Origin of the sequence: Pseudoalteromonas luteoviolacea, from assembly GCF_001696455.1 — a bacterium.
Lineage (GTDB): Bacteria > Pseudomonadota > Gammaproteobacteria > Enterobacterales > Alteromonadaceae > Pseudoalteromonas > Pseudoalteromonas luteoviolacea_C.
Window position 1 is genome coordinate 1,123,142 of record NZ_MAUJ01000001.1, and the last position, 13,459, is coordinate 1,136,600.

Sequence of the window (13,459 nt, forward strand, 5' to 3'; positions counted from 1 at the left end):
TAAATACGTCTCATATATAAATGTACCAATAAGCAACCATGCTGCATGGGGTAGTTAAAAAAACACCGGCAGCCCTGCCAGTGATATGAAATAAATTAGCTAACTTTTGGAAGTTTTCCCGCTAATACAGCCTCTTCAACAAGCTTTAAAACCTGTTTAAACACTGCATCGGCATCAAGCAACGTGGTATCTATATGTATAGCGTCTTCAGCTGGCACTAATGGCGCAACAGGTCTATTCATATCTCTATCGTCACGAGCTTTAATATCTTCTAAAAGGCCCTCTAGTGTAACATCAAGGCCCTTATCCTTCAACTCATTAAAGCGTCTGTTAGCACGTTCTTCTGCACTTGCCGTTAGATAAATCTTCAGCTCAGCAGAAGGAAATACAACTGTGCCCATATCGCGACCATCTGCGATTAAGCCATTTTCGGTGCTAAAAGCTCTTTGTCTTCTCAATAGCGCTTCTCTAACGCGAGGAAGCATTGCTATTTTTGATGCCGTAGCGCCGACTTCTTCATTGCGAATTGTATTCGTTACATCTTCACCTTCCAGTACAATTTTAGATTTCTTAGTCTCGCTATCAATCATAAATTGAACATCTAGGTTTGCCGCAAGTGGCACGAGTGCTTCTTCATTATCCAAAGCAATCTGATGATGTAACACAGCTATAGACAGCACACGATAAATTGCGCCACTGTCTAAAACATCCCAATTTAGTTTCTCAGCCAACAAACGACACACAGTCCCTTTGCCTGATCCGCTTGGGCCGTCTACGGTGATTACGGGCATTGCAGCCTGCATTAATACCTCCTGAAATGCACACCTTATATAAATCGGCGCTTATTATACGCAAGTTTAATGAATAGATCCTTATCAACATGTAACTTTTTGTTCTGTTGATACATTTGTATTCTTTTCGGGTAATAGGTGTGCGATTGCACACCTATTTAAATCTTTAAAACTGGGAGATAGAAGACAGTACTTCAAAATAGGTAGGGAATGTTTTTGCGGTGCAGCCAGGATCGTTGATAACCACCGGCTTCCCGCCTACTGCAACCATTGAAAAACACATTGCGATTCGGTGATCATTATATGTGTCGATTTCTGCTAATTTAAACTCTTTAGGTGGAGTTACTTCAATATAATCCTCACCTTCGACCACTTCCGCCCCTACTTTACGTAGCTCTGTCGCCATCGCAAATAACCTATCAGTTTCTTTAACACGCCAGTTGTAAATATTTCTTATCGCCGTTTTACCTTCAGCAAAAAGTGCAACTGTGGCCAGCGTCATTGCAGCATCAGGAATAGCGTTGGCATCTATATCAACACCTTTTAATTGCCCTTTTTTGACAACGAGCTTTTCGTCAAACCATTCTATTTCTGCGCCGACCTGTTCCATCACTTTGGCAAAACCAATATCGCCTTGGACACTTGATAGACCAACGCCATTGATTTCGATCTCTCCACCTGCAATGGCAGCAGCTGCCACAAAATAAGAAGCGGAAGAAGCGTCCCCCTCAACCATAATGCTTCCTGGAGATTGATAACCTTGTTTCCCTTTCACATAAAAAACTTGATAGTTATCATGTTCAACAACCACACCAAAATGTTTCATTACACCAAGTGTGATGTCGATATAAGGTTTGGAGACAAGCTCACCAACTATTTTGATTTCACTGTCACCTTTAAACAGAGGAGCGGCCATGAGCAAAGCAGTTAAGAATTGGCTTGAAATACTGCCGTCAATTTCTACTTTGCCACCGGCAATATTTTTACCTACGATCTCTAACGGTGGATAATGTGCATTTTTAAGGTAGGTTACATCAGCTCCCAAAGCATCTAACGCATCAACTAAATGACCAATTGGCCTTTCTTCCATTCTCGGTTCACCTGTTAGAGTGAACTTCCCTTCTGTCGCAGCTAAAACCGCCGTTAAAGGACGAAACGCGGTACCCGCATTTCCTAAAAATAGCGGCGCTTCAGGAGTCAGTAATTTGCCACCTGTGCCATGTACTGTGGCCACGGTTTTGTCTTCGTTCAGTTGAACTTGTACGCCCATTTCATCGAGCGCACCAAGCATGTGACGAATGTCGTCACTGTCCAAAAGGTTTCTAACTTCCGTCACACCATCACATAATGCCGCCAGCAACAAAATGCGATTCGACAAACTTTTTGAGCCGGGTAAAGTGACTGAACCCGCTACTTTTTTAATCGGTTCGAGAGAGAGTTGTTCCATCAGCTATTCTCCTGTGCAAATCGCTTCATAAATGCGATTAGGGCTTCAATGCCTTCTTTAGGCATTGCGTTATAAATACTGGCTCGCATACCACCTACAAAACGGTGTCCTTCGAGTGCCATCAAGCCGTTTTGCTCAGCTTCAGCTAAAAATTGCTCATTTAAAGCATCGTCTTTTAGCCAGAAAGGGACATTCATTAACGAGCGACAATCAGTTGCCACTTTATTGAAATAAAACTCTGAACTATCGATATAATCGTATAGCAACGCAGCCTTTTCTCTATTGTGCTTCTCCATTGCAGGCACGCCGCCAATTGATTCTAAGTATTTGAACACCTCAGCAGCTAAATACCATGCATAAGTCGGTGGTGTGTTATACATGCTGTTTTGCTTCGCTTCGATTGCATAATCCAAGATAGCTGGCCTTGGTAAACCTTTTCTTTCTAAAAGAGACTTACGAACAATCGCAATACTTAATCCAGAGGGGCCAATATTCTTTTGTGCACCAGCATAAATCAGATCAAAGTCGTCCACATTAATTTCACGTGACAAAATCATTGAAGACATATCCGCGACAATCGGCGCGGTCGGATGCTTAGGCACATCAAAGATCTCTATGCCATCAATTGTCTCGTTAGGACAATAATGAATGAATGATGCGTTCTCAGGTAATGCCCACTTTTCTACGGGTAAAATATCGAACTTTCCTTCAGCATCTGTTCTGATGTCCAAAGATTCTACAGCAGTAAACTTAGCACCTTCTTTGGTAGCACCCACAGACCAAATACCATTTTCTACATAAACCCCTGGCGCCTCATCTAAATGCAAATTAAGCGGCACGGCTGCAAAATGACCACGACCACCCCCATGCATAAACAAGACTTCAAATTCATCCGAAATATTCATTAGCCTTCTTAAACTGGCTTCACACTCTTTTGCTAGCTCAAGAAACGGTTTAGAACGGTGGCTTATCTCCATTACCGAAACACCGAGGCCTTGCCAATTAATAAACTCAGATTGGGCCTTTTCCATTACGGCTGGAGGCAACATAGCTGGCCCCGCACAAAAATTATAAACGGTCATTTTTTCCTCATTCCAAATAAAAGACGTTATAAAAGACGAATGCTCTGCAGGTTAAACGCGCCGAACATAAAATAGTAGTCTATGAATTTACATCAAATACGATGTTTGATGAAACAAAATTATTTGCTAAATAATTTAATTTGATTGAATTTTTTTAATAAAAAAGCGGCCTAAGCCGCTTTTATTATTCTTCTGAGTCTTGTTCAGGTGTATTTTCTGGCACTTGCTCGCCAGTCACCTCGTCAGTGACGCCCTCTTCGAGGTCATCCACTTCGATTTCTTCAATACGCTGAAGCCCAACTACTTGCTCATCTTCAATGGTACGGATCAAGATAACACCTTGTGTGTTTCGACCCACGGTAGACACTTCGTTAACACGTGTTCTCACCAACGTACCTCGATTCGAAATAAGCATGATTTCGTTGTTATCTTCTACCTGCACTGCGCCAACAACATTACCGTTACGCTCTGTTACTTTGATAGAAACAACACCTTGCGTTGCACGGCTCTTAGCTGGGTACTCTTCAAGTGGTGTACGCTTACCATAACCATTTTCAGTCACAGTTAAGATAGCACCATCGTTCTTAGGTACAATCAAAGAAACCACTTTCACGCCATCAGGCATCTTGATGCCACGAACACCCGTTGCGGTACGACCCATTGGGCGCAGTGCAAGCATTTCTTCACCCGTTTCAGGGTCTAGCTTAACTTCACCAGTTTCTGAGTCACGTAGCTTTTCATTGAAACGAACCACCTTACCGTGGTCAGTAAATAGCATGATGTCGTTGCTGCCATCGGTGATGTCTGCACCAATCAGGTTATCGCCTTCATTTAGGTTGATTGCAATAATACCGCTCGCGCGCTGACGACTGTATGCTGTCAATGGTGTTTTCTTAACGGTACCGTTCGCAGTTGCCATTAATACGTACTTGTCTTCTTCGTATTCACGAACTGGCAGGATTGTTGTAATGCGTTCGTCTGCCTCAAGTGGCAATAAGTTAACGATTGGCTTACCACGTGCCTGACGAGACGCAAGAGGTAGTTGATATACCTTCAACCAATACAAACGACCCGCAGTTGAGAAACAAAGAATTGTATCGTGTGTATTCGCAACAAGTAGACGCTCGATGAAATCTTCATCCTTCATCTTAGTCGCTGCTTTACCTTTACCACCACGACGCTGTGCTTCGTAATCTGATAGTGGCTGATACTTAACGTAGCCTTCGTGAGAAAGCGTTACGACAACATCTTCTTCGTTGATCAAGTCTTCTAAGCTAATATCGTGAGCTGCTGCCGTGATTTCTGTACGACGCTCGTCACCATATACTTCTTTAATTTCTACAAGCTCATCACGGATAACTTCCATTAAGCGCTCTGGAGAAGAAAGAATAAGTAGTAATTCTGCAATTAACTCTAGTAGCTCTTGGTATTCACCTAAGATCTTTTCATGCTCTAAGCCAGTTAGCTTGTGAAGACGAAGGTCTAGAATCGCCTGAGCTTGTTGCTCTGATAGGTAGTACTGACCGTCTCTAATACCAAGCTCTGGTGCCAACCAATCCGGTCTAGCAACATTTTGCTCTCCGGCTCTTTCAAGCATTGGCTGTACTGAGCCAAGCTCCCAAGCGCGAGATGTTAACGCGGCTTTCGCTTCAGATGGTGTTGGAGACTTTCTAATAAGTTCTATAATCGGGTCGATATTCGCAAGTGCAATTGCCAGACCTTCAAGAGTGTGTGCTCTATCACGCGCTTTACGCAGGTCATATACTGTTCGGCGTGTCACAACTTCACGGCGGTGAATAACAAACGCTTCTAGCATTTCTTTCAAGTTGAAACACTTAGGCTGATTGTTATCCAAAGCAACCATGTTCATACCGAACACAGTTTGTAGCTGAGTTTGCGCGTATAAGTTATTAAGGACAACTTCGCCTACTTCGCCACGTTTAATCTCAATAACAATACGCATACCGTCTTTATCTGACTCGTCGCGTAGTGCACTGATCCCTTCAACTTTTTTGTCTTTAACTAACTCAGCAATTTTCTCAATCAATCTTGCTTTGTTAACTTGATAAGGGATTTCATTAACGATGATGGTTTCTTTGCCCGTTTTCTCGTCAGTTTCGATTTCTGCGCGAGCTCGGATATAAACTTTACCACGACCAGTCTTATAAGCTTGTTCAATCCCTTTTTTACCGCTGATAATTGCTGCGGTTGGGAAATCAGGGCCTGGAATATATTCAATTAACTCTTCAATGGTGATATCTGGGTTTTGAATAATCGCCAAGCAGCCATTGATAACTTCAGTCAAGTTGTGCGGCGGAATGTTCGTCGCCATACCTACCGCAATACCAGATGAACCATTTACTAATAAGTTAGGCACTTTGGTCGGTAAAACATCTGGGATTTGCTCTGTACCATCATAGTTAGGTACGTAGTCTACCGTTTCTTTTTCTAAGTCAGCTAATAGTTCATGGGACATTTTAGCCATACGAACTTCGGTATAACGCATCGCAGCTGCAGAGTCACCATCAACCGAACCGAAGTTACCTTGACCGTCAACGAGCATGTAGCGAAGAGAGAAAGGCTGAGCCATACGAACAATTGTATCGTAAACCGCACTATCACCATGAGGGTGGTATTTACCGATAACGTCACCGACTACACGAGCTGATTTTTTATATGGTTTGTTCCAGTCATTGCGTAATTCGTTCATTGCGAAAAGCACACGGCGGTGAACAGGTTTCAAACCGTCACGTACGTCTGGCAATGCACGCCCTACGATTACACTCATCGCGTAATCAAGGTATGAATTTTTCAATTCATCTTCAATATTGACCGGGAGGATTTCATTGGCGAGATCAGTCATTTGATACCACTTTCCTTCAGAGTCTTGCCCTTTTATGTCACACTATTGGTGCCAAAGGGTTAAGTTATTATTTATTCGGCTGCCGATACTAACACAGGTAAATCTAATTTGCAGTCGTAAAATGTCTGGTATTTTTATAAATAGCCAATACAATGCGCCCAGATAAACGAGGAAGCTTTTTATGACCGAACATCAAAATGTAGACCACGAAGAAATCGCGAAATTCGAAGAAATCGCCGAAAGATGGTGGGATACAGAGGGTGAATTTAAACCTCTACATGACATCAATCCGCTACGACTGGACTTTATTAATGACAAAAGTACGGGGCTTTTTGCAAAGAAAGTACTCGATGTTGGCTGTGGTGGTGGTATTTTGACCGAAAGTATGGCCAAGCTCGGGGCAGAAGCCACCGGTATTGATATGGGGCAAGAGCCCTTAAATGTTGCTAAGTTGCATAGCTTAGAAAGCGGTATTTCTGTCGAATACAAAAAAATACCGGCAGAAATGTTCGCTGACGAAAACCCTGAACAATTTGATGTTGTGACCTGTATGGAAATGCTGGAACACGTGCCAGACCCTTCAGCTATTATTGCTGCAGTCGCTAAAGCCGCAAAACCAGGTGCGAGCGTATTCTTTTCGACCCTGAATAAAACACACAAAGCGTATTTGTTGGCAGTGGTTGCAGCAGAGAAATTGCTTAAGATGGTGCCTGAAGGTACACATGACCACAACAAGTTTATTCGACCTTCTACTTTGATTGGTTGGGCAGAACAACACGGTTTAAAGGTGCGTCATTCAGCGGGGATCAGCTATAACCCTTTCACTAAAACATTTACACTGAGCGACGACGTGAGTGTTAATTACCTCCTTCATTTTGAGAAATTAGCATGACCAAAGCCGTAATATTCGATTTAGATGGAACTTTGCTAAATACTAGTGAAGATTTAGGGAGCGCACTAAATCAAGTGCTACGAAAGCACAATAGGCCCATCGTATCTAAAAAAGATTACAGCCCAGCGATTTCAAATGGTGTAAAAGCTTTACTTGAGGTTGGGTTTGGTGAAGAGCTAAATCGCTACGATGTCGAGTCACTCAGACAACAAGTACTAGACAGCTATGAGAAAAATATAGCTGTGCACTCTTTTTGTTTTGATGGCATAGCAGAATTATTGCAAAAACTTGAATCACTGGACATCGCAGTGGGCATCATGACAAACAAGCCAGAATTTTTGACCAAACCACTGCTAAAACAGATCCCAGACCTCTGCCATATCGAGGCCGTAGTATGCGGTGATACACTCAAAGTTGCCAAACCTCACCCTGAACCACTACTTTTGGTTGCAAAGCAACTTGGCGTAGACCCCCAACAATGTATTTATGTTGGAGATGCACAAAGAGATATAGAAGCAGCACATGCAGCGCAAATGCGTTCAGTCTCAGCACTATGGGGCTTTATACCTTCTCTTGAGGAAGCTATCTCATGGGGGGCGGAATTAAATCTAAGCCACCCTGTGGAGATAATTTCGCACATATAGTGTGTAATTTAGTTTGAGACACTACATATTGTGTCTTACACTTAATTGCGAAGAAAATTGAACATAAAAAAATCAGTCAGTTTTTTTGCCAAAAAAAGACAAAAATCGCTGTATTGAAGTTGATTTTTTTAAGGGCTCAGACATCGTGGATAATTAAAGGTTAGTACACACTAACACGACGAATTTATCCCAATGTTATCCACAATCTGAGCTCAGTTGTTCTATTGCAAAATTAAAACAACCACACTATCTTGTGATGCACTTTCAAATAGGCACCATATATAGTGGTGATTTCCTAACCAATATAAAGAACTTGGGAATACAGGCATAGCTTATGAACCAACAATTATCTGTCAGTAAAAGAAACGGTCGTAAAGAACCGCTTGATTTAGATAAAATTCATCGTGTGATAACTTGGGCTGCAGAAGGCCTAGATAATGTCTCGGTCTCTCAAGTAGAGTTAAAATCTCATATCCAGTTTTATGATGGGATCCGTACTGAAGACATTCATGAAACTATCATCAAAGCAGCTGCTGACTTAATATCTAAAGATACGCCAGATTATCAATATTTAGCCGCACGATTAGCAGTTTTCCACCTAAGGAAAAAAGCTTATGGACAATTCGAGCCACCACACTTGTTTGACCATGTTGTAAAGCTAGTAGAAGAAAAGCGCTACGACGAACACCTATTGAAAGATTACACGCGCGAAGAGCTCAATGAATTAAATGAATACATTGACCACAGTCGAGATATGACTTTCAGCTATGCCGCTGTAAAACAATTGGAAGGAAAGTACCTAGTTCAGAATCGCGTAACCGGTGAGATTTATGAGAGCGCACAGTTCTTATATATGCTAGTTGCTGCAAGTTTATTCTCAGATTACAACAAAGAACAGCGTTTAGACTACATCAAGCGTTTTTATGACGCTGTTTCTCAGTTTAAGATTTCACTACCTACGCCAATTATGGCGGGGGTTCGTACGCCGACACGTCAGTTTAGCTCATGCGTACTAATTGAGTGTGACGACAGCCTTGATTCAATCAATGCGACTTCTTCTGCTATCGTAAAGTATGTGAGCCAACGCGCAGGTATTGGTGTAAATGCTGGTAGGATCCGTGCTTTGGGTAGTCCTATCCGCAACGGTGAAGCTTTCCACACTGGCTGTATTCCATTTTATAAACACTTCCAAACGGCTGTAAAAAGCTGTTCGCAAGGCGGTGTACGCGGTGGTGCTGCAACCCTATTCTACCCGCTTTGGCATCTAGAAGTTGAAAACTTACTTGTACTTAAAAACAACCGTGGTGTTGAAGAAAACCGAGTTCGTCACCTAGACTATGGTGTTCAGTTCAACAAGACTATGTACACGCGCCTTCTAAAAGACGATTACATCACGTTGTTCAGTCCGTCGGACACGCCTGGTCTTTATGACTCATTCTTTGAAGATCAAGAGCTTTTTGAAGAACTGTACACTAAGTACGAGCAAGACGATTCCATTCGTAAAAAGCGCATTAAAGCAATTGAGCTGTTCTCGATGTTTGCTCAAGAGCGTGCAAGTACAGGTCGTATCTACTTACAAAATGTTGACCACTGTAATACTCACAGTCCTTTCGATTCTAAGGTTGCGCCAATTAGACAATCAAACCTATGTCTAGAGATTGCATTGCCAACAAAACCGTTGAGCAACGTAAATGACGCTGAAGGCGAAATTGCACTGTGTACTCTTTCGGCATTTAACTTAGGTGCAATTAAAGATTTATCTGAGCTTGAAGAACTGGCGGAACTTGCTGTTCGTGCACTAGATAACCTACTCGACTTCCAAGACTACCCTGTTCCAGCAGCGCACACTGCAACAATGGGACGTCGTACTTTAGGTATTGGTGTAATCAACTTCGCTTACTATCTTGCGAAGAATGGTAAAAAGTATTCAGATGGAAGTGCAAATGCGTTGACACATAAAACGTTCGAAGCAATTCAGTATTACCTGATGAAAGCATCTAACGAACTTGCAAAAGAGCGCGGTGCATGTCCTAAGTTCAATGAAACAACATACTCTCAAGGCATCATGCCTATCGATACTTACAAAAAAGACATCGATAAAATTTGTGATGAGCCTTTGCATCTTGATTGGGACACGTTAAGAGAAAGCATTAAAGAATTTGGCATGAGAAACTCTACGCTTTCAGCCCTGATGCCATCAGAGACGTCTTCTCAAATCTCTAACGCAACAAACGGTATTGAACCACCTCGTGGGCATATCAGCGTTAAAGCAAGTAAAGATGGTATCTTGAAGCAAGTTGTTCCAGAGTATGAAAAGTTAAAAGATCAGTATGAACTGCTATGGGAAATTCCTTCAAATGACGGATACCTTGGCCTAGTGGGTATTATGCAGAAGTTTGTCGATCAAACTATTTCTGCAAATACAAACTACGACCCAACGAAGTTTGAAGGCGGTAAAGTACCAATGAAATTATTGCTGAAAGACTTACTTACAGCATACAAACTTGGGGTTAAAACACTTTACTACCACAACACCCGTGATGGTGCAGCTGATGCACAAGACGAATTAAAGCCTGAAGTCGAAGATGATGGCTGTGAAGGCGGCGCTTGTAAGATTTAACAAGCTTTTAAAGCCGTAAAAAAGCCCAGCGTATGCTGGGCTTTTTTGTTTGAGTGGCCGACTTTATCACTGATGAGCGGAGATAAATTGAGTATTTTCTTTTGTGTCTTGTTGAACATTTTTAGTGAGTAACATATAAATGGTTGGCAACACAAATAACGTGAATACCGTTCCTATTAGCATACCTGCCACTAAAATGATCCCAATACTGTTTCTTGCTTCTGCGCCTGCACCAGACACCATCACAAGCGGAAAATGCCCCAAAACTGTGGCAGCAGTTGTCATCAAGATAGGTCTCAGTCTCACTACTGCACCTTCGATAATTGCTTCACTCTTGGACTTTCCTTGCATCAATAATTCATTGGCAAACTCAGTAATCAAAATGCCGTTTTTTGCGATTAGACCAACTAACGTAATGAGTCCAATCTGGGCATAGATGTTCATGCTTGTTAGATTAAAGAAACTAAATGACATAGCACCTGATATCGCCAATGGTACCGAGCCAAGTAAAATCACCAGAGGCGACCTAAAGCTATTAAATTGCACAGCAAGCACCAAATAAACCACTAAAATAGCAACGCTAAGTGTTACTAAGAAGCTATTTCCTTGCTTTTTTAACTGGCGGCTATTTCCTGCATAATTTAACGAGTAACCATCTGGTAATATACTGTGTGCTTTTGATTCCAACGCTTGTAGTGCGTGCTCAGCGGTGACCCCGGGCGCAACACCGCCTAAGATTCTAAATGCATTTTGCTGGTTAAATTTACCCATTTTTCTTGGCCCAACGACTTCTTTGATAGTCGCGACCGAGCTTAGTTGAACCAACTCGCCGCTGGGCAGTTTTATATGTAATCCCAATGCGGCCTCTGCAAAACGTCGCTCATGATGTTCGACCATGGGAATAACTCGATAAGCCCGACCATCAGCATCAAACCGATTTACAGCTTGTTCAGAGAGTAAAGATGATACTTGATTGACAACGCTAGATACATTCAACCCTAAATCCGCGAGTTGTTGATGATTAAACTCAATATGTGCTAGCACCCGATCTACTTTTAAATCGGTGTCTACAAAAAGAAACATATTGGTTTCATAGGCGGCTCCAACTAATTGATACGCATAGTTCAACATCTCTTCGTAGCTATCTTGAGACTGGACCACCAGCTCCACATCAAACTGCCCAGCTGTTGGTAAAGGCATGGGTAAAACAGGAAACACTTTAATCCCGGAAATCTGAGATAACTGCCCATATAGTGTAGGTAACATAGCTTGAACAGAATCCTCCCTTTGCTCAAAGTCGACAAAGTTGATCCCGCTGAATGCATTACCCGGGCGTATGATTTGCCAAATTGCTTCAACTCCTTGGTTTTGACTCAACGCATCCACTGCCTTTGACATATATTCAGTACCATACGCTAAAGTAGAAGCAGGTGGCGCATCAGAAACAATATACACCGAGCTTTGGTCTTCTACTGGTGCAAGCTCTTTGGCGGAGTATAAATAGAATGGCACCATCATGCAGCTGAGCACAATTGATGCAAAAACAATCTGAACTTTATACCCAAAACTTGCTTTTAGTGCTTGCCTATAAAGGCGTCCAACCCTGTCGAAGTAGAGATTTACCCTTCTGGTAAATTTACTTTCCTTGCCCCCTTCGTGAAGCACAAATGCACTCATCACTGGTGATAAGGTGACAGCGACAATACCAGAAATAAAGACAGCAATTGCCAAGGTAAATGCGAACTCTTTAAACAATGCACCCGTGAGGCCCGATACAAATCCGATCGGCGCATACACCACAGCCAGTGTTATCGTCATTGCGACAATCGGTGAAAATAGCTCCCTCGAGCTTATCAAGGCCGCAGAGAGACGAGACTGACCTTGACGCATATGCCGAGCGACGTTTTCAACAACAACGATAGCATCATCAACGACCAATCCCACAGAAAGCACGATGGCAAGAATCGTCAACAGGTTAAGTGAAAATCCCAACATCAAAATCACAGCAATGCTGCCCAAAATAGAAATCGGAATTGTAACTAAAGGCACAATAGCAGAACGAAAAGACCCCATTAAAAATAGAATGACAACGCCAACAAGTACCACGGTCTCAAGCAAGGTAGTAAAAATTTCCTGCAAGGCATCTCGCATATATAAGGTACCATCAAAACTAATATTGATTTTAATCCCTTCGGGTAAACTGGCGTTGATTTGATCTAATTGTGTATATAACGCGTCACCGATCTCTATTTCATTGGCACCAGGCAGTGCGTAAACCGACAAATAAATAGTTTGACGTTGATTGATTCGAGCATCTATTCTGCCTCTGTCTTCTCCTTTCTCGACTCTCGCGATATCCCTAAGTCGTATGACCCCTCCGTCAAACTGCTTTATGATCATCATTTCAAAGTCATGGACGGTTTTCATGGTCGCGTTACTCAGAAAATCGATTTCGTGAGCTTCGTTTTGCGCACGACCTAACGAAGCGACTACGTTATTACTTTGCATCGCTTCAAATACTTCATTACTGCCAATATTAAATGCGGTCATTTTAATTGGGTCTAGCCACACTCTCATCGCAGGGTTTCTCGCCCCTTCCAAATCTACTTTTTGAACACCATTTATCCCCGACAACAAAGGCGTGATTTTACGGCTCAGAAAATCTGTCAGTTCAGCACGACTCAAATCAGGGGCATCAACGTCTAAATAAAAGGTTGCACCGGGTCTGTCGACCCGAGAAACGGTAACAGCGGGATCTTCTGCGCCCGCAGGTAGTTCATATTTAATTTGGCTTAGTCTCGAGTTAAGCTCTGCCATTGCGTCAGTGCTATTTTGATTTAACTTAAGCCACGCGGTTACAGTAGATGAGCCAGCAATAGTCGTGGAGTCGACAAAGTCAACGCCAGGGACTGTCATCGCTACTCGCTCTATCGGATCTGTTACAAATCCTTGCACAGTTTGCGCTGATACACCGTTATATTGGGTAGAGATAATCAAAGATGTGCTCTCAATCGTAGGAAACTGAGAGACGGAAATTTTTGTTGCCGCAAGTACACCACTCAATAGAATGACGATAGATAATACAATCGCTAATATTGGCCTTTTTACGAATAAATCCAC

8 protein-coding genes are annotated in these 13,459 nt (G+C 42.4%); 3 read left to right on the top strand and 5 right to left on the bottom strand.

The window, feature by feature from the left end:
- Positions 1–95: 95 nt before the first annotated feature.
- The 4 genes from cmk to gyrA form a co-directional block, all read right to left on the bottom strand.
- Positions 96–803, bottom strand: coding sequence for a (d)CMP kinase (gene cmk / locus A7985_RS04825; RefSeq protein WP_065789294.1), 708 nt, complete (start codon positions 801–803; stop codon positions 96–98).
- A gap of 154 nt (positions 804–957) precedes the next feature.
- Positions 958–2,238, bottom strand: coding sequence for a 3-phosphoshikimate 1-carboxyvinyltransferase (gene aroA / locus A7985_RS04830; protein ID WP_065789295.1), 1,281 nt, complete (start codon positions 2,236–2,238; stop codon positions 958–960).
- Positions 2,238–3,320 (bottom strand): 3-phosphoserine/phosphohydroxythreonine transaminase, encoded by a 1,083-nt coding sequence (gene serC / locus A7985_RS04835; RefSeq protein WP_065789296.1) that lies wholly within the window; start codon positions 3,318–3,320, stop codon positions 2,238–2,240. The genes aroA and serC overlap by 1 nt, the downstream gene beginning before the upstream one ends.
- Positions 3,321–3,504: 184 nt before the next feature.
- On the bottom strand, positions 3,505–6,183 hold the full coding sequence (gene gyrA, locus A7985_RS04840; protein WP_065789297.1) for a DNA gyrase subunit A: 2,679 nt from the start codon (positions 6,181–6,183) through the stop codon (positions 3,505–3,507).
- Between the two features lie 181 nt (positions 6,184–6,364).
- Here gyrA and ubiG point away from each other — a divergent pair, with 181 nt between their 5' ends.
- The 3 genes from ubiG (at position 6,365) to nrdA (ending at position 10,339) form a co-directional block, all read left to right on the top strand.
- Positions 6,365–7,075, top strand: a complete 711-nt coding sequence (gene ubiG / locus A7985_RS04845) for a bifunctional 2-polyprenyl-6-hydroxyphenol methylase/3-demethylubiquinol 3-O-methyltransferase UbiG (protein ID WP_065789298.1) — start codon at positions 6,365–6,367, stop codon at positions 7,073–7,075.
- Complete coding sequence (locus tag A7985_RS04850) at positions 7,072–7,719, top strand: HAD family hydrolase (protein WP_065789299.1); 648 nt, start codon at positions 7,072–7,074, stop codon at positions 7,717–7,719. Before ubiG ends, A7985_RS04850 begins: the two co-directional genes overlap by 4 nt.
- A 334-nt stretch (positions 7,720–8,053) precedes the next feature.
- Complete coding sequence (gene nrdA / locus A7985_RS04855) at positions 8,054–10,339, top strand: class 1a ribonucleoside-diphosphate reductase subunit alpha (protein ID WP_065789300.1); 2,286 nt, start codon at positions 8,054–8,056, stop codon at positions 10,337–10,339.
- Between the two features lie 66 nt (positions 10,340–10,405).
- Here nrdA and A7985_RS04860 read toward each other — a convergent pair whose 3' ends face one another.
- Positions 10,406–13,459 carry an efflux RND transporter permease subunit gene (locus A7985_RS04860; RefSeq protein ID WP_065789301.1) on the bottom strand — a complete coding sequence of 1,018 codons (3,054 nt, stop codon included), beginning with the start codon at positions 13,457–13,459 and terminating at the stop codon, positions 10,406–10,408.